This is a genomic window from Pseudomonas sp. 13159349, assembly GCF_013305685.1.
Taxonomy (GTDB): Bacteria; Pseudomonadota; Gammaproteobacteria; order Pseudomonadales; family Pseudomonadaceae; genus Aquipseudomonas; species Aquipseudomonas asiatica.
The window spans coordinates 1,552,845-1,570,323 of record NZ_CP045553.1 but is presented as its reverse complement, the minus strand read 5'-3'; the positions used below and the strand labels follow the sequence as shown (position 1 = coordinate 1,570,323).

At 63.1% G+C, this 17,479-nt stretch carries 19 protein-coding genes; 13 read left to right on the top strand and 6 right to left on the bottom strand.

Features of this window, described 5'->3' with window-relative positions; genetic code table 11:
• The first annotated feature begins 80 nt into the window (after positions 1 to 80).
• From GEV38_RS07445 to GEV38_RS07405, 9 genes are all read left to right on the top strand, one after another.
• On the top strand, positions 81 to 476 hold the full coding sequence (locus GEV38_RS07445; protein ID WP_173895724.1) for a carbon storage regulator: 396 nt from the start codon (positions 81 to 83) through the stop codon (positions 474 to 476).
• On the top strand, positions 473 to 616 hold the full coding sequence (locus tag GEV38_RS07440; protein WP_173895722.1) for a hypothetical protein: 144 nt from the start codon (positions 473 to 475) through the stop codon (positions 614 to 616). The genes GEV38_RS07445 and GEV38_RS07440 overlap by 4 nt, the downstream gene beginning before the upstream one ends.
• Entirely contained in the window at positions 613 to 1,170 is a 558-nt protein-coding gene (locus tag GEV38_RS07435) for an HNH endonuclease signature motif containing protein (protein WP_173895720.1), read from the top strand. The genes GEV38_RS07440 and GEV38_RS07435 overlap by 4 nt, the downstream gene beginning before the upstream one ends.
• A complete protein-coding gene (locus GEV38_RS07430) occupies positions 1,160 to 1,402 on the top strand; it encodes a hypothetical protein (RefSeq protein ID WP_012315790.1) in 243 nt (80 codons plus the stop codon). The genes GEV38_RS07435 and GEV38_RS07430 overlap by 11 nt, the downstream gene beginning before the upstream one ends.
• 236 nt (positions 1,403 to 1,638) lie before the next feature.
• A complete protein-coding gene (locus GEV38_RS07425) occupies positions 1,639 to 2,829 on the top strand; it encodes a site-specific integrase (RefSeq protein WP_173895718.1) in 1,191 nt (396 codons plus the stop codon).
• Positions 2,830 to 2,865: 36 nt separating this feature from the next.
• Positions 2,866 to 4,653: an N-acetylglutaminylglutamine amidotransferase gene (locus tag GEV38_RS07420; RefSeq protein ID WP_015269291.1), complete on the top strand. Its 1,788-nt coding sequence runs from the start codon at positions 2,866 to 2,868 to the stop codon at positions 4,651 to 4,653.
• Positions 4,654 to 4,656: 3 nt separating this feature from the next.
• On the top strand, positions 4,657 to 6,402 hold the full coding sequence (ngg, locus tag GEV38_RS07415; protein ID WP_054573481.1) for an N-acetylglutaminylglutamine synthetase: 1,746 nt from the start codon (positions 4,657 to 4,659) through the stop codon (positions 6,400 to 6,402).
• A gap of 130 nt (positions 6,403 to 6,532) precedes the next feature.
• The gene (locus GEV38_RS07410) at positions 6,533 to 7,717 is read left to right on the top strand and encodes an osmoprotectant NAGGN system M42 family peptidase (RefSeq protein WP_085617662.1); all 1,185 of its coding nucleotides are present in this window, start codon (positions 6,533 to 6,535) and stop codon (positions 7,715 to 7,717) included.
• Positions 7,718 to 7,900: 183 nt separating this feature from the next.
• A complete protein-coding gene (locus tag GEV38_RS07405; RefSeq protein WP_015269288.1) occupies positions 7,901 to 8,137 on the top strand; it encodes a YheU family protein in 237 nt (78 codons plus the stop codon).
• A gap of 43 nt (positions 8,138 to 8,180) precedes the next feature.
• Here GEV38_RS07405 and csrA read toward each other — a convergent pair whose 3' ends face one another.
• Together csrA and GEV38_RS07395 are read right to left on the bottom strand one after the other, a co-directional pair.
• Entirely contained in the window at positions 8,181 to 8,369 is a 189-nt protein-coding gene (gene csrA / locus GEV38_RS07400) for a carbon storage regulator CsrA (protein WP_003259056.1), read from the bottom strand.
• Positions 8,370 to 8,489: 120 nt separating this feature from the next.
• Positions 8,490 to 9,299: an SDR family oxidoreductase gene (locus GEV38_RS07395; protein WP_015269287.1), complete on the bottom strand. Its 810-nt coding sequence runs from the start codon at positions 9,297 to 9,299 to the stop codon at positions 8,490 to 8,492.
• Positions 9,300 to 9,580: 281 nt separating this feature from the next.
• On the opposite strand from GEV38_RS07395, the gene GEV38_RS07390 reads away from it, so the two are divergent.
• On the top strand, positions 9,581 to 9,733 hold the full coding sequence (locus GEV38_RS07390; RefSeq protein ID WP_013971433.1) for a DUF3309 family protein: 153 nt from the start codon (positions 9,581 to 9,583) through the stop codon (positions 9,731 to 9,733).
• Between the two features lie 54 nt (positions 9,734 to 9,787).
• Here the strand turns inward: GEV38_RS07390 and GEV38_RS07385 are convergent, their stop codons facing one another.
• From GEV38_RS07385 to GEV38_RS07375, 3 genes are all read right to left on the bottom strand, one after another.
• On the bottom strand, positions 9,788 to 11,452 hold the full coding sequence (locus tag GEV38_RS07385; RefSeq protein ID WP_013971432.1) for a cation acetate symporter: 1,665 nt from the start codon (positions 11,450 to 11,452) through the stop codon (positions 9,788 to 9,790).
• Positions 11,449 to 11,760, bottom strand: a complete 312-nt coding sequence (locus GEV38_RS07380; protein WP_054573880.1) for a DUF485 domain-containing protein — start codon at positions 11,758 to 11,760, stop codon at positions 11,449 to 11,451. The genes GEV38_RS07385 and GEV38_RS07380 overlap by 4 nt, the downstream gene beginning before the upstream one ends.
• 249 nt (positions 11,761 to 12,009) lie before the next feature.
• Positions 12,010 to 12,870, bottom strand: coding sequence for a glycine betaine ABC transporter substrate-binding protein (locus GEV38_RS07375; RefSeq protein ID WP_054573879.1), 861 nt, complete (start codon positions 12,868 to 12,870; stop codon positions 12,010 to 12,012).
• Positions 12,871 to 13,067: 197 nt separating this feature from the next.
• Between GEV38_RS07375 and GEV38_RS07370 the strand changes: the two genes are divergently transcribed.
• Positions 13,068 to 14,633 carry a hypothetical protein gene (locus GEV38_RS07370; protein WP_054573878.1) on the top strand — a complete coding sequence of 522 codons (1,566 nt, stop codon included), beginning with the start codon at positions 13,068 to 13,070 and terminating at the stop codon, positions 14,631 to 14,633.
• A 127-nt stretch (positions 14,634 to 14,760) separates the two neighbouring features.
• On the opposite strand, the gene GEV38_RS07365 is transcribed toward GEV38_RS07370, so the two are convergent.
• Positions 14,761 to 15,129, bottom strand: a complete 369-nt coding sequence (locus GEV38_RS07365) for a hypothetical protein (RefSeq protein ID WP_054573877.1) — start codon at positions 15,127 to 15,129, stop codon at positions 14,761 to 14,763.
• 190 nt (positions 15,130 to 15,319) lie between these two features.
• Here GEV38_RS07365 and GEV38_RS07360 point away from each other — a divergent pair, with 190 nt between their 5' ends.
• Both GEV38_RS07360 and GEV38_RS07355 read left to right on the top strand, forming a co-directional pair.
• Positions 15,320 to 16,618, top strand: a complete 1,299-nt coding sequence (locus GEV38_RS07360) for a hypothetical protein (protein ID WP_003260096.1) — start codon at positions 15,320 to 15,322, stop codon at positions 16,616 to 16,618.
• A 73-nt stretch (positions 16,619 to 16,691) separates the two neighbouring features.
• On the top strand, positions 16,692 to 17,435 hold the full coding sequence (locus GEV38_RS07355) for a VacJ family lipoprotein (RefSeq protein ID WP_043936071.1): 744 nt from the start codon (positions 16,692 to 16,694) through the stop codon (positions 17,433 to 17,435).
• The last annotated feature ends 44 nt before the right edge of the window (positions 17,436 to 17,479 follow it).

The window sequence follows — 17,479 nt, the reverse complement described above, 5'->3', positions numbered from 1 at the left end:
GCACAGCAACATCAACAACTTTTATCGAAAGCCAAGTTACTCGGCGGGTACTCGCTCGCCTTAAATAAGGAGATTCACCGATGCTCATGTTAAGTCGTAACATCGGCAAGGCCGTCATCATCGGCGGCAACATCCGGGTCAGCGTGGCCCAGGTTAACGGCTGCCAGGTTCGTCTGGGGATTGAGGCCCCGCGCGGGGTGATCGTTGACCGCGAAGAGATCCACGCCCGTCGCGTGGCTGAAGGTACCGTCGAGGAAGCGCCAGCGTTCAGCATCGACGACCACGTCCGCATGGCGGCAGATGCACGCCGGTACCGCTGGCTGCGTGACCGTGAGCGAATCGAAGATCCCGACGAAGACCTGCTGGTGGTGCGCGGCGATAACTGGCTCTCCGGCGAAGAGCTGGATCAGGAGATCGACACCGCCCTGCGCCTGGAGGCCTTGCAGCAGCAGGTGGTACAGGATCAGCAGCCATGAACCAGGCCGGCCTGCTTCTGCTGCTGTGGGACGCCCTGCAGCGCCGTGAAACCACCTTTGGCCAAGTCATCGACCTTTCCACGGCCTGTGGCTTGGATGGGCGCCGGGTACTGGCCGACCACTTTCGGAGCAGATCGTGACTAAGCGGGGGCCGGTAAAGCGCTGGACCGAGGCGGAGGATGCACTCCTTCGCCAGCTCTACCCCAACAAAACCAACAAGGAGCTTTGCCTGCTTTTGCCAGGGCGGACGAAGACAGCCATCACGTTGAGGGCAGCCCAGTTTGGACTGGTTAAGACCGATGCCCACAGGTCGGAAACGCATCGCCGAATCCTGCTTGCCAGGCTGGAGGCCAAAGGGGGTCAGATTGGCCAAGATCCAAGGCCAGTAGGGGCAACCCACCGGAAGGGTCGGTACACGCTGATCAAGGTAGCTCAGCCCGACGTGTGGAAGCCGCTTCATACCTACACCTGGGAGCAAGCCAACGGACCCGTTCCAGAGGGGATGGTCGTGGCAGCCAAAGACGGCAACGTGCAGAACACGAACTTGGCCAACCTATGCTTGCGCACGCGTGCCGAACACCAGTTGCGCAACAACCATCACTACAAAGGCTTGCCGGAGGAGATCGTTGACATTCTCCACCTGCAAAACGAACTGAAAAAAGAGATCAAGAGGAAGACCAGGAATGAAAAATAAGCTCAGCGACCTTCGCGACCACCTGTTCGCCCAGCTCGAAGCGGTGCGTGAGGCCGATGACGACAACTTGGCCAAGGAGGTTCAGCGCGCCCAGTCGGTATCGGATATCAGCCGCGTACTGATTGAAAGCGCAAAGGTTGAGATTGACTACTTCCGCCACATTGGCGGCGAACACTCGGCCAGCTCGTTCATTGAGTCGAAGCCTGCGCTGCCGCCAGCAAAACGAACCTGACGTGACAGATCAGCGTGACAACCAAAACCTGACGCGTCAGGAGGAATAGCGATGGCAGCAGCAGAGAATCTGCCCGACGACCATGTGCACGACAAGGTCACCGAGAAACGGATGGGCGAGTTGGTGGGGTGTACAGCGAAGGCGCTTCAACGCAAGCGTGAGAAAGGCATCATCCCCAACTGGGTGTGGATGAAGATAAACGGCAGGATCATGTACAGCAAAAGGAGATATGACGAATGGATCGAAAGCCTATGGACCTGCCGGCCGGAGTCGAGCTTGTCGGGCGCTCAATCCGAATTCGCTTCACCTGGAACAAGAAGCGGTGCTGCGAGACGCTCCCCCTCCCTCAGACCCCGAAAGGGATCGCAGCAGCAGCGAGTCTACGTGCTCAAGTAAAGGGGCTGGACAAGCTCGGCGCCCTGACGGCAGAGAAGTACGCCGAGCTGTTTCCCAATACGCGCAGCGTGGTGGTTCAGGAGCAAACTACCCCGATCTTCTTCGATTACGCGCAGGACTGGCTCAACAGCTTGCAGATCGTGGAGGGTACTCGGAAGAACTACCGCTCTGCCCTGCAGGTGTATTGGGTTCCGTACCTGGCCGAGAAGCCGATCGACACCATCACGTCAGTGCTCCTGCGCAAGATCATGAACGACATCAAGTGGACTTCCCCGGTACGCCGCAAGGGCGTGGTCGGCCTGCTGGTGTCGATCTTCCAGCAGGCGGTGACGGACGAGTTGATCGTTCGAAACCCGGCCCTGTCTATCCCGGGTGCCAAAGTGCCGAAGCGTGAGGTCGACCCCTTCACCAAAGAGGAAGCGGATTCGATTATTGCCCATCTGTACGAAACGACGAGCGGTTTGACGGCAATTTACGCGGCGTATTTCGAGTTCTGTTTCTACACCGGCATGCGGCCGGGCGAGGTGATGGCTCTGCGCTGGAGCGAGATCGACAGGCGCGTAAAGACTGCCAACGTTTGCCGCATTCAGATCCGTGGAGTGATCCAGGATCGCACCAAAACGAAGCGTTCCCGAAAAGTTTTATTGAACGATCGCGCCCTGCATGCGCTCGAAAAAGCCAGACCGCTCACCGAGGCCCGTTCAGATTACGTGTTCGCGCCCAGTGGGACAGGTGACCGCTCGGAGATGTTCATTCGCTCCGAGACGAGTCAAAAACGCTACTGGCTGGCAGCCCTACGGAAGCTTGGTATCAGGCGTCGCAGGATGTACGACACGCGCCACACATACGCGACCATGTGCCTGATGGCCGGCATGAACCCGGCATTCATCGCCGCGCAACTCGGGCATAGCGTGCAGGTGCTGCTTTCGACATATGCGAAGTGGATCAACTCGCCGAATGACTGGGCTGAGCTTGATAAGCTGAAATCGCTGGAAAGTGGTACAAAAATGGTACGAGCTAAAAGCCAGTAACGCCAAGAGTGCCGAAACTCAAAGGGTTTACGTTACATGTGCGGATTAGCAGGAGAGTTGCGTTTTACACCCATCGACCAAGCCCCTCGCCCAGCCGACCTGGCTGCGGTAGAGCGCATAACCCACCACCTGGCGCCCCGCGGCCCGGATGCCTGGGGCTTCCATAGCCAAGGCCCGATCGCCCTCGGCCACCGGCGCCTGAAAATCATGGACCTGTCCGACGGCTCTGCCCAGCCGATGGTGGACAACACCCTGGGCCTGTCGCTGGCCTTCAACGGCGCCATCTACAACTTCCCCGAACTGCGCCAGGAGCTGCAAGCCCTGGGCTACAGCTTCTGGTCCGACGGCGACACCGAGGTGTTGCTGAAGGGCTACCACGCCTGGGGCGCGGCCCTGCTGCCCAAGCTCAATGGCATGTTCGCCCTGGCCATCTGGGAACGCGACAACCAGCGCCTGTTCCTCGCCCGCGACCGCCTGGGCGTAAAGCCCTTGTACCTGTCGCGCAACGGCGAGCGCCTGCGCTTCGCCTCGACCCTGCCAGCGCTGCTCAAGGGTGGTGACATCGACCCGATGCTCGACCCGGTGGCACTCAACCACTACCTGAATTTCCACGCCGTGGTGCCGGCGCCACGCACCCTGCTGGCCAACGTGCAAAAGCTGGAACCCGGCACCTGGATGCGCATCGATCGTCATGGCGAAGTGGAACGCCAGACCTGGTGGCAGCTGCACTACGGCGCCAACCCCGATGAACGTGAGCTGGACCTGGAAGGCTGGACCACCCGCGTGCTCGACGCCACCCGCGACGCCGTGGCCATTCGCCAACGGGCAGCAGTGGACGTAGGTGTACTGCTGTCTGGCGGGGTCGATTCCAGCCTGCTGGTCGGCCTGCTGCGCGAAGTGGGCGTGGATGACCTGTCGACCTTCTCCATCGGTTTCGAGGATGCCGGTGGCGAACGCGGCGACGAGTTCCAGTACTCCGACCTGATCGCCAGGCACTACGGCACCCGTCACCACCAGCTGCGCATTGCCGAGCACGAAATCATCGACCAGTTGCCAGCCGCCTTCCGCGCCATGAGCGAACCCATGGTCAGCCATGACTGCATCGCCTTCTACCTGCTGTCGCGGGAAGTGGCCAGGCACTGCAAGGGCGTGCAAAGCGGCCAGGGCGCCGACGAGCTGTTCGCCGGCTACCACTGGTACCCGCAGGTGGACGGCGCAGAGGATGCCTTTACCGCCTACCGCGAAGCCTTCTTCGATCGCAGCCACGCCGAGTACCGCGACACCGTGCAGGCACCCTGGCTGCTGGAAAGCGACGCAGCGGGCGACTTTGTCCGTGAACACTTCGCCCGCCCTGGCGCCCCCGATGCGGTAGACAAGGCGCTACGCCTGGACAGCACGGTGATGCTGGTCGACGACCCGGTCAAACGGGTCGACAACATGACCATGGCCTGGGGCCTGGAGGCGCGCACGCCATTCCTCGACTACCGGCTGGTGGAGCTTTCGGCACGCATTCCGGCACGCTTCAAGCTGCCCGACGGCGGCAAGCAGGTGCTCAAGCAGGCGGCGCGGCGGGTGATCCCGCACGAGGTGATCGACCGCAAGAAGGGCTACTTCCCGGTGCCGGGCCTGAAGCATCTGGAAGGCGCCACCCTCGGCTGGGTACGTGAACTGCTGACCGACCCCAGCCAGGACCGCGGGCTGTTCAACCCGGCCATGCTCGACCGCCTGCTGAGCAACCCGCACGGCCAGCTGACACCGCTACGCGGCTCCAAGCTGTGGCAGCTGGCGGCGCTGAACCTGTGGCTGAGCGAACAAGGAATCTGACCGATGAAAGCCCATGAAATCGCTTACGGTCAGCGCCTGCTGCGCGGCCAGGCGCCGTCCTACGAGCGCCTGCAGGCGCGCCTGGCCGGCGACGGCAGCCAGCCCCACGACCAGCCGCGCGCCGTACATTGCGGCTGGGGCCGGCTGCTGATCGGCCACACCTACCCCAACCCGGCCGACCTGGCCGCCGACCTGCTGGAAGAACGCCCCGGCGAGCGCGATATCGCCCTGTACGTGGCCGCGCCGCAGCAGCTGCTGGCCCAGGCCCCGCAGCAACTGTTCCTCGACCCGTCCGACACCCTGCGCCTATGGTTCACCGACTACCGCCCGGCGCAGCGGGTGTTCCGCGGCTTTCGCGTGCGCCGGGCGCAGAACCCGGGCGACTGGCAGGCGATCAACACCCTGTACCAGGCGCGCGGCATGTTGCCGGTGGACGCCGAGCTGCTTACGCCTCTGCACTTGGGCGGCCCGGCGTACTGGCTGGCCGAGGACGAAGACAGCGGCGCGGTGATCGGCAGTGTCATGGGCCTGAACCACGCCAAGGCGTTCGACGACCCCGAGCACGGCAGCAGCCTCTGGTGCCTGGCGGTAGACCCGCACTGCACCCGCCCCGGCGTGGGCGAGGTGCTGGTGCGCCATCTGATCGAACACTTCATGAGCCGCGGCCTGGCCTACCTGGACCTGTCGGTGCTGCACGACAACCGCCAGGCCAAACGCCTTTACCAGAAGCTGGGTTTTCGCAACCTGCCGACCTTCGCGGTCAAGCGCAAGAACGGCATCAACGAACAGCTGTTTCTGGGGCCGGGGCCTCAAGCCGACCTCAACCCCTACGCACGCATCATCGTCGACGAAGCGCTGCGTCGAGGCATTGAGGTACAAGTGGACGATGCCGCTGGCGGCCTGTTCACCCTCAGCCTGGGCGGGCGCCGCATTCGCTGCCGTGAGTCGCTCAGCGACCTGACCAGCGCCGTGACCATGACCCTGTGTCAGGACAAGCGCCTTACCCAACATGCCTTGCACAATGCCGGGCTGCAGGTGCCGGCGCAGCAGCTGGCCGGCAATGCCGACGACAACCTGGCGTTTCTCGAAGAGCATGGCGCGGTGGTGGTCAAGCCGGTCGATGGCGAGCAAGGCCAGGGCGTGGCGGTGAACCTCACCTGCATCGACGACATCACCCAAGCCGTGGCGCATGCCCGCCAGTTCGACAGCCGCGTGTTGCTGGAAAGCTTCCATGCCGGGCATGACCTGCGCATCGTGGTGATCGGCTACGAAGTGGTGGCGGCAGCGATCCGTCACCCAGCCCAAGTGCTGGGCGATGGCAAGCACAGCATCCGCGAGCTGATCGATGCCCAGAGCCGTCGGCGCCAGGCCGCAACCGGTGGCGAAAGCCGCATTCCACTGGACGACGAAACCGAGCGCACCCTGCGCGCGGCGGGCTTTGGCTACGACGACGTGTTGCCCGCCGGCCAGCGCCTGGCCGTGCGACGCACCGCCAACCTGCACACCGGCGGCACCCTGGAAGACGTGACCGAACGCCTGCACCCGGTGCTGGCCGAAGCCGCCGTGCGCGCTGCACGGGCGCTGGAGATCCCGGTGGTGGGGCTGGACTTCATGGTGCGTGATGCCGGGCAACCGGAGTACGTGATCATCGAGGCCAACGAGCGTGCAGGGTTGGCCAACCATGAACCGCAACCGACCGCCGAGCGTTTTATCGATCTGCTGTTTCCGCATAGCCGGCCTTTGGCGTAAAGGCTGATGGCCTCTTCGCGGGCTCGCCCGCTCCCACAGGTCCAGCACAGCCCACGAGACTTGTGGGGTTCCTGTAGGAGCGGGCGTGCCCGCGAGGAGGCCGGCACAGGAGTAAAGGAGCCCCCCAACCATGTCCGACCGACATCCCGAACCCGATCTCGACTACCTCAAGCGCGTGCTGCTGGAGATGCTCGCCATCCCCAGCCCCACCGGCTTCACCGACACCATCGTGCGCTACGTGGCCGAGCGCCTGGACGAACTGGGCATCCCTTTCGAGCTGACCCGCCGCGGCACCATCCGCGCCACCCTCAAGGGCCGGCAAACCTCGCCCGACCGCGCCGTGTCCGCTCACCTGGACACCATCGGCGCCAGCGTGCGCCAGTTGCAGGACAACGGCCGCCTGGCCCTGGCGCCGGTCGGTTGCTGGTCCAGCCGCTTCGCCGAAGGCAGCCGGGTCAGCGTATTCACCGACACCGGCGTATACCGGGGCAGCGTGCTGCCGCTGATGGCCAGCGGGCATGCTTTCAACACCGCCATCGACCAGATGCCGGTCAGCTGGGAGCACGTTGAGGTACGCCTGGACGCCTACTGCGCCACCCGCGCCGACTGCGAGGCGCTGGGTGTAAGCATCGGTGATTTCGTTGCCTTCGACCCGCTGCCCGAATTCACCGAAAGCGGCCACATCAGCGCCCGCCACCTGGACGACAAGGCCGGCGTGGCAGCGCTGCTGGCGGCGCTGAAAGCCGTGGTGGAAAGCGGCCGCCAACCGTTGATCGACTGCCACCCGCTGTTCACCATCACCGAAGAGACCGGCTCGGGAGCGGCTGGCGCCCTGCCCTGGGACGTCAGCGAGTTTGTCGGCATCGACATCGCCCCGGTGGCGCCCGGGCAGGCCTCCAGCGAACATGCAGTGAGCGTGGCCATGCAGGACTCGTCGGGGCCTTACGACTACCACCTGTCCCGGCACCTGCTGAAACTGGCCGGCGACCACGACCTGCCGGTGCGGCGCGATCTGTTCCGCTACTACTTCAGCGATGCCCATTCGGCAGTGACGGCGGGGCACGATATTCGTACCGCGCTGGTAGCCTTTGGTTGCGATGCCACCCATGGCTACGAGCGAACACACATCGACAGCCTGGCGGCGTTGAGCCGCTTGTTGTCGGCGTACCTGCTGAGCCCGCCGGTGTTTGCCAGTGATTCGCAGCCGGCCAATGCGTCGTTGGAGCGCTTCAGCCACCAGCTGGAACATGATGCACAGATGGAGAGCGATACGCGGGTGCCGGCGGTGGATAGCCTGGTTGGCAACAAAGGCTGAGGGCCCTGGGGGCTGCTTTGCAGCCCAATCGCCGGCAAGCCAGCTCCCACAGGATAACCACAGGCCCAGGCTTTGTGCTGTCCCTGTGGGAGCTGGCTTGCCGGCGATTGGGCCGCAACGCGGCCCCAAAATCCCGAATGTTTCGCGTAGCATGCCCCCACCAAGACCCTAGGCAACGCCACCATGCTGATCCCCTACGACCAACTGCAAGCCGAAACCCTGACCCGACTGATCGAGGACTTCGTCACCCGCGACGGTACCGACAACGGCGACGACACCCCGCTGGAAACCCGCGTGCTGCGGGTGCGCCAGGCATTGGCCAAGGGCCAGGCGTTCATCCTTTTCGACCCGGAAAGCCAGCAGTGCCAGTTGCTGGCCAAGCATGATGTGCCCCGCGAGCTGCTCGACCAACAGATCTGACCTCTTCGCGGGCGTGCCCGCGAAGAGGCCGGCACAGGCAACATCAAACCCTGCGGGCCTTGGCCTGCTGCCCTTCCTTGATGCGCTTGTACACCTCGGCCCGATGCACCGGCACTTGCCGCGGTGCATCCACGCCAAAGCGCACCATCCCGTCCCGCGTTTCCACGACCATGATCCGAATGTCATCACCAATCACGATGATCTCTCCCACTTCGCGCCCTATTACCAGCATGCTCCGTTCCTCCAGCGAAAGGGAAAACCGGAGCCTGCCTTGACGGCATAGGGCTACTCAATAGTTCTACCGTGATTCAGAAGCACCCTACATCTGCCGGTAACTTTCCTTACAGACGAATCATCGCGACTGAGCCTTGGCCCGCATTTTCACCGCCATCTCAGCCATCTCGTCATACAGCCGCTCAGGTGCCTGACGCTTCAGTTGCCAGGCCTGGCGCCCGGCCTCATGGGGCAGGATCAGGAACTCACCAGCGGCAACCTGCCGGTGGATGTATTCGGCGATGTCCGCCGCATTGATCGGCGAGCCTTCAAGCAGCTTACCAACCTGGGCTTTCATCGCCGGGTTCGGCCCGCGGAACGAGTCCAGCAGGTTGGTCTGGAAGAAAGACGGGCACACCACGTGCACCGCCACTTCCAGTTCGCGTAGCTCGACCAGCAGGCTTTCCGACAGGGCCAGTACGCCGGCCTTGGCCACGTTGTAGTTGCTCATGCCCGGCCCCTGCATCAGCGCAGCCATCGAGGCGATGTTGATGATTCGCCCCTTGCTGCGCTCCAGCAGCGGCAGAAAGGCCTTGCAGCCCTTGACCACACCCATCAGGTTGACCGCGATCTGCCAGTCCCAGTCCTCCAGCGACAGTTCGGCGAAGAACCCGCCCGAAGCGACGCCGGCGTTGTTGACGATCACATCGATACCACCGAACTGCTCGGTGCAGGCCTGGGCCAGGGCGGTGAGCTGGCTGTAGTCGCGCACGTCGCAACGCTGGGCAAAGCCTTCGCCGCCAGCTGCGCGGGCCAGCTCCAGGGTTTTGCGCAGGCCGGCTTCGTTGACATCGGCCAGCGCCAGGCGCCAGCCCTCACGCGCCCAGCGCAGGGCGATCTCGCGACCGAGGCCGGACCCGGCGCCGGTAATCATGATGCGGTTTTGCATGGTGACTGGCCTTGTTCTGATGGGTTGTGCAACCAGTCTAATCAAGGCCTGGTGGGCAGGCAGGGTTCATCAGGGTAGTGAATGGACGGGCATGACTGTGTGGTTAGCCTGCACCGGCTGCTCCTGCAGGGACCGCACACACCTGTAGGAGCAGCCTTGTGCTGCGAAGAGGCCGGTACAAGCCCTACACAAATGGAATCTTTGACACTCACCACCAGTCCTTATTTACAAGAGGCCAGCAGTCCGAGGCCCTTGACCCTCAACCACGCAAGGACTCCGTCATGACAACGATTCTCATCATCATCCTGATCCTTCTGCTGATTGGTGGCTTACCGGTCTTCCCGCACTCGCGCAGCTGGGGCTATGGCCCGTCCGGCATCATCGGCGTGGTGCTGGTAGTTCTGCTGGTTTTGTTGCTGCTAGGCATGATCTAGCGGCGAAAACACAAAAAAACCGCGCCGAAGCGCGGTTTTTCATTGCCGGAAGGATCAGTGCGAAACAGCACCCGAAGCGCCCAGGCCAGTCTGCGAACGCACGAACTGCGGGAAGAACAGCGCACGTTCGTCTTCGGCAGCCTTGGACTTGTCGGTGACCGAGAAGAACCAGATACCGACGAAGGCGATCAGCATCGAGAACAGCGCCGGGTACTCGTACGGGTAGATCGGCTTCTCGTGGCCGAGGATCTGCACCCAGATGGTCGGGCCGAGGATCATCAGCGTCACCGCGCTCACCAGGCCCAGCCAGCCGCCGATCATCGCACCGCGGGTGGTCAGCTTCTTCCAGTACATCGAGAGCAGCAGTACCGGGAAGTTGCAGCTGGCCGCGATGGAGAACGCCAGGCCGACCATGAAGGCGATGTTCTGCTTCTCGAACAGGATACCCAGGCCGATCGCCAGTACGCCCAGGGCGACGGTGGTGATCTTCGACACGCGGATCTCGTCCTTGTCGTTGGCCTTGCCCTTGCGCCATACACTGGCGTACAGGTCGTGGGACACCGCCGAGGCACCGGCCAGGGTCAGGCCGGCGACCACCGCCAGGATGGTGGCGAAGGCAACAGCCGAGATGAAGCCGAGGAACACGCTGCCACCCACGGCGTTGGCCAGGTGCACCGCTGCCATGTTGTTGCCACCCAGCAGGGCGCCAGCGGCGTCCTTGAAGTCCGGGTTGGTGCTGACCAGCAGGATGGCGCCAAAGCCGATAATGAAGGTGAGGATGTAGAAGTAGCCGATGAAGCCGGTGGCGTACAGCACGCTCTTGCGCGCTTCCTTGGCGTCACTGACGGTGAAGAAGCGCATCAGGATGTGCGGCAGGCCGGCGGTACCGAACATCAACGCCAGGCCCAGCGAGAATGCCGAGATCGGGTCCTTGACCAGGCCGCCCGGGCTCATGATCGCCTCGCCCTTGGCGTGCACCTTGATTGCCTCGGAGAACAGGGTGTTGAAGTCGAAGCCAACGTGCTTCATCACCATCAGCGCCATGAAGCTGGCACCGGACAGCAGCAACACGGCCTTGATGATCTGTACCCAGGTAGTGGCCAGCATGCCGCCGAACAGTACATACAGGCACATCAGGATACCCACCAGGATCACCGCCACGTGGTAGTCCAGGCCGAACAGCAGCTCGATCAGCTTGCCGGCACCGACCATCTGCGCGATCAGGTAGAACGCCACCACCACCAGCGAACCGGAGGCCGACAGGGTGCGGATCTCCTTCTGCCCGAGGCGGTACGAGGCCACGTCGGCGAAGGTGTACTTGCCCAGGTTGCGCAGGCGTTCGGCGATCAGGAAGAGGATGATCGGCCAGCCGACCAGGAAGCCGATCGAATAGATCAAGCCATCGTAGCCAGAGGTGAACACAAGTGCAGAAATACCCAGGAACGAGGCGGCCGACATGTAGTCACCGGCAATCGCCAGGCCGTTCTGGAAGCCGGTGATCTTGCCCCCTGCGGCGTAGTAGTCCGACGCCGACTTGTTGCGCTTGGAGGCCCAGTAGGTGATGCCGAGGGTGAAGGCGACGAAGGCCACGAACATGGCGATCGCGGAGACGTTCAGCGGTTGCTTCTGCACCTCGCCCGTCAGGGCATCGGCGGCCCACACGGCGGGTGCGAAGGCTCCGCAGGCCAGTACGGCCAGGGCTTTGGCGTGGCGAATCATTGTTGCGCCTCCTTCAGGATGGCCTTGTTCAGCTCATCGAATTCGCCGTTGGCGCGGCGTACGTAGATGGCGGTCAGGACGAATGCCGAGACGATCAGGCCGACGCCCAGGGGGATGCCCCAGGTAATCGACGACTCAGCGCTGAGCTTGGTGCCCAGGATCTGAGGACCGTAGGCGATCAGGAGGATGAAGGCGCAGTACAGGCCGAGCATGATCGCCGAGAGAATCCAGGCGAACCGTTCGCGTTTGGTGACCAGCTCCTTGAAGCGGGGGCTGTTTTGTATCGAGAGGTAAATGCTGTCGTTCATTGTTTTTGTCCTAGCAGCACAGATAGGGGTGGAACCCACGACCCTTACTTTATGCGGCTATCGGACGCCAACCAGACGACCTTAGTCTTAGATGCAACGGTGTTTTACGGATCACGCAACAAAACAGCTTGCACATATCCCTGTAGGAGCAGCCTTGTGCTGCGAAGAGGCCGGTACAGGCTGCCCGAATCTTCGCAGCTTGCACCGGCCTCTTCGCAGCACAAGGCTGCTCCTACAACGGAACGGGTGTTACTTGCCCGTCCACTCCTTCACGCGATCAGGGTGCTTGGCCACCCAGTCCTTGGCCGCCGCTTCAGGCTTGGCGCCTTCCTGGATAGCCAGCATCACTTCGCCAATCTCGTCCTTCGACTGCCAGTTGAACTTCTTCAGGAACTCCGCCACTTCCGGGGCCTTGGTGGCCAGTTCCTTGCTGCCGATGCTGTTCACGGTTTCCGCGGCGCCATACACGCCTTTCGGGTCTTCGAGGAACTTCAGCTTCCACTTGGCGAACATCCAGTGCGGTACCCAGCCGGTCACCGCGATCGACTGCTGCTTGGCATAGGCACGGCCCAGTTCCGCAGTCATCGCCGCGCCGGAACTGGCCTGCAGCTTGTAACCGGTCAGGTCGTAGTCCTTGATGGCCTGGTCGGTCTTGAGCATTACGCCAGAGCCGGCGTCGATGCCGACGATCTTCTGCTTGAAGGTGTCATCGGTCTTGAGGTCGGCGATGCTCACCGCCTTGACGTACTCAGGGACGATCAGGCCAATCTTGGCGTCCTTGAAGTTCGGGCCGTAGTCGACCACGTTGTCCTTGTTCTTGGCCCAGTACTCGCCATGGGTCACCGGCAACCAGGCCGACAACATGGCATCGAGCTTGCCGGTGGCCACGCCCTGCCACATGATCCCGGTGGCAACGGCCTGCAACTTCACGTCGTAGCCGAGTTTCTGCTTGATCACTTCGGCAGCCACGTTGGTGGTCGCCACGCTGTCAGCCCAACCATCCACGTAACCAATGCTGACTTCTTTGGCCATTGCCTGTGCCGCGCCCATGGCCAGTACCATGGCAGTGCCCACACCCAGGAAACGTCGCATTTTTGTATTAGCAGCCATCAAAGCATCCCCTCGTCAGGTCTCGGAATTTGCATCATGGTCCTGCAACAACAGTCGACCTGCTCCAGCTACGACCTATATCCGCCCCATATGCGACAGCACTATGCCATTAGCGCCATCGGCCTATGCCGCCCTGCGCGATCCTTGCATGCCAAAAGTTTGGCGCCGGGCTACTATCTACCCTTTTGCGCCTGACGATGGACCGCCCGATGCCCAGTTCTACCCGCCTGCTGCTGCCGTTGTACCTGCTTGCCTGCCTGCTCGCCCTGCTCGGGCTCGGAGGGCTCTGGTACGGGCTTGGCAAGCCGGTGCAACTGCCGGACGCGGCCAGCCCGACGCACAAGCTGCAATGCGCCTCGTATACCCCGTTCGACAAGGACCAGTCGCCCCACGACCAGCCGTTGCGCCTGCGCCCGGCCCGCATGGATGCCGACCTGGCGTTGCTGGCCGAGCGTTTCCAGTGCATCCGTACCTATTCCCAGACCGGTCTTGAGGCAATCCCGGCGCTGGCACGCAAGCATGGCCTGAAAGTGATGCTGGGTGCCTGGGTCAACGCCCACCCGGCCGACACCGAGAAAGAAATCGAGCTACTGATCGCCGCCGCCAATGCCAACCCCGACGTGGTCAGTGCGGTGATCGTTGGCAACGAGACGCTGCTGCGCAAGGAGGTGACCGGCGCACACCTGGCCACGCTGATCGCCCGTGTGAAAAGCCAGGTCAAGGTGCCGGTAACCTACGCCGATGTGTGGGAATTCTGGTTGCAGCACCCGCAGGTAGCGCCTGCGGTGGACTTCCTGACTATCCACTTGCTGCCTTACTGGGAAGACGACCCGCGGGGCATCGACGAAGCCCTGGCCCACGTCGCCGATGTGCGCCGGGTGTTCGGCACGCGCTTCGCGCCGAAGGACATTCTGATCGGGGAAACCGGCTGGCCCAGCGAAGGCCGCCAGCGCGAAACCGCACAGCCCAGCCGGGTCAACGAGGCGCGTTTCATTCGCGGGTTCGTGGCCATGGCCGAAAGCAACGGCTGGCACTACAACCTGATCGAGGCGTTCGACCAGCCATGGAAGCGCGCCAATGAAGGGGCGGTTGGTGGTTACTGGGGGCTTTACGATGCCGACCGGCAGGACAAGGGCATACTCGAAGGGCCGGTGAGCAACCTGCCTTACTGGCCGCAGTGGTTGCTGGCCAGTGCCGTGCTGACGGTGGTGATGCTGATGCTTGCCGGGCGCCCCGCCACCCCGACGGCAGCCATGCTGCTGCCGTTGCTGGCAGCGTTTGGGGCAGGCTGCCTGGGGCTCTGGGGCGAGCTGATGCGCACCCATGCGCGTTTTGCCGGGGAGTGGCTGTGGACGGTGCTGCTGGCAGGACTGAACCTGCTGGTGCTGGCCCATGCCGTGCTGGCCCTGGCACGGCGCTCGGGCTGGCGCGAGCGCCTGTACGCCTGGTTGCAGGCGCGGGCCGGCTGGCTGTTGCTGGCGGCGGGTTTTGCCGCGGCGGTGAGCATGCTGGCGATGGTGTTCGACCCACGCTACCGCAGCTTCCCCAGCGCGGCGTTGGCGTTGCCGGCGCTGGTGTTTGCAGTGTGGCCGGTGCGGGCGCGGCGTGCGGAGGTGGCGTTACTGGCGTTCATCGTCGGTGCCGGGGTGGCGCCGCAGTTGTTTGTGGAAGGGTTGGAGAACCAACAGGCCTGGGGATGGGCAGTGGTCAGTGTGCTGATGACCGCGGCCTTGTGGCGGAGCTTGCGGCTGCGCCCGGCCTGATATCCTTGGGACCGCTTCGCGCTCCATCGCAGGCAAGCCAGCTCCCACAGGAGTTATGCTACCTATGGAATCGGCGCGGTCCCTGTGGGAGCTGGCTTGCCTGCGATGGGCCGCAAAGCGGCCCCTTTCAGCCTTGATCCGGCGACCTGACCAACCGCAACCCCGCCAGCACCAGCGCGAACACGGCAATGCTGGCGGTATACAGCACCAGTGCCGGCACCGCGAACACCAACGCCACCACCGCCAGCCACCAGCCGCCACGGCCGGCAATGACCTGCGCCAGCAGCGCCAGCCCCAGTCCGCCCCAGGCCATCACCTGGTGATGAATGCCCAACCCCAGCAACGACCGCACCTCACACTGCCAGTACGCCGCCGGCGCCGTGCACAGCCCCACCCACTGCCCGTCCTCCATCAGCCCATAGCGCACACCATAACTGGCAGCAAGCCAGAGCCCCAGAAACAGCACAAGCAGCGCAGCCGGCAGCGAACGAGACATCCAGCTCTCCAATAGCGGTAATCGAAAGCATCCATGATCGCTTATGCCCAGTTGTAAGGCAAAATCACCTCCCTGCAGCTATGTTGCAGATAACAAGCACACCAAAGACCACCGCACCTGGCAACTTTGCCCGGCCCGTTGTGGTCCTAGCCTGCACACTGCTCGACCTTGCGTTCTTTTGGGGGATTACATGCTTCGATCTTTGCGCCTCGCTGCCTTGCTCGGTGGCCTGCTCATGGCTGTGGCCGCTTCGGCGCGGGATATCGACGCCGCGAGCTATGGTTTTCCCTTGACCAACCCGTTCGAGGCAACCATCGCCACCACGCCACCGGACCAGCGCCCCACCCTGCCCGAAGATGACGAAATCAACCAGTCCGACTACAGCCTCAACCTGCGCCCGGACCGTGAATTCACTCTGCCGGACAATTTCTGGGCGGTGAAAAAGCTCAAGTACCGCCTTGCCCGCCAGGACCGCGAGGCGCCGCTGATCTTCATCATCGCCGGCACCGGTGCGCCCTACACCAGCAGCATCAACGAATACCTGAAGAAGCTGTTCTACCAGGCCGGCTTCCACGTGGTGCAGCTGTCGTCGCCAACCAGTTACGACTTCATGAGCGCCGCCTCGCGCTTCGCCACCCCAGGCGTCAGCCAGGAGGATGCCGAAGACATGTACCGGGTGATGCAGGCCGTGCGCGCCCAGCACCCGCGCCTGCCAATCAGCGAGTTCTACCTCACCGGCTACAGCCTGGGCGCACTCGACGCTGCCTTTGTCAGCCACCTGGACGAAACCCGCCGCAGCTTCAACTTCAAGCGCGTACTGCTGCTGAACCCGCCGGTCAACCTGTACACCTCGATCAACAACCTGGACAAGCTGGTGCAGACCCAGGTCAAGGGCATCGACCGCAGCACCACCTTCTACGAGCTGATGTTGGCCAAGCTGACCCGCTACTTCCAGGAAAAGGGCTACATCGACCTCAATGAGGCCTTGCTGTACGACTTCCAGCAGTCGCGCCAGCACCTGTCCAACGAGCAGATGGCCATGCTGATCGGCACCTCGTTCCGCTTCTCGGCGGCCGACATTGCCTTTACCTCCGACCTGATCAACCGCCGCGGCCTGATCATTCCGCCGAAGTTCCCGATCACCGAGGGCAGCAGCCTCACGCCATTCTTCAAGCGTGCCCTGCAGTGCGACTTCGACTGCTACATGACCGAGCAGGTCATCCCCATGTGGCGCGCCCGTACCGACGGCAACAGCATCCTGCAACTGGTCAACCAGGTCAGCCTGTATGCACTTGAAGATTACCTGAGCAGCAGCGACAAGATCGCCGTGATGCACAACGCCGACGACGTCATCCTCGGCCCTGGCGACATCGGCTTCCTGCGCAAGGTGTTCGGTGAGCGTCTGACCCTTTACCCCCATGGCGGCCATTGCGGCAACCTCAATTACCGCGTCAACAGTGACGCCATGCTGGAGTTCTTCCGTGGTTAACAAACTCCTCTTCGCCACTGCCCTGTTCGCCGCCGGCCACGCCCTGGCTGCCGAAACCGCCCCCCGGGCCAGCGTGGTCGAGGCCGACCCGCAAGTCACCGAAGCGCCACTGGCGCCCGAGACCGATGGTTTCCTCGACCCGCTGCGTGAGCTGAAATTCAACCCGGGGCTGGACCAGCGCGAGTTCGAGCGCTCCACCCTGCAAGCGCTGAACGTGTACGACCCGCTGGAGTCGATCAACCGGCGCGTCTATCACTTCAACTACCGCCTGGACCAATGGGTGCTGCTGCCGATGGTAAGCGGCTACCAATACGTCACCCCGCGCTTCGTGCGCACCGGGGTGACCAACTTCTTCAACAACCTGGGCGACGTGCCGAACCTGTTCAACAGCGTGTTGCAGCTCAAGGCCAAGCGCTCGGCCGAGATCACCGCGCGGCTCATGTTCAACACCATCATCGGCGTGGGTGGGCTTTGGGACCCGGCCACCAAGATGGGCCTGCCGCGGCAAAGTGAAGACTTTGGCCAGACCTTGGGCTTCTATGGCGTACCGGACGGGCCGTACCTGATGCTGCCGGTGCTGGGGCCTTCGAACCTGCGCGATACCACCGGGCTGGTGGTGGACTATGCAGGCGAACAGGCGATCAACTACCTGAACGTGGCCGAAGCCAGCAGCGACCACCCGGAAATCTCCGTGCTACGCGTGGTGGACAAGCGCTACAGCACCAAATTCCGCTATGGCCAGCTCAACTCGCCGTTCGAGTACGAGAAGGTGCGGTACGTTTATACCCAGGCGCGCAAGTTGCAGATAGCCGAGTAGGCCGGCCAGGCCTCTTCGCAGCACAAGGCTGCTCCTACAAGGCG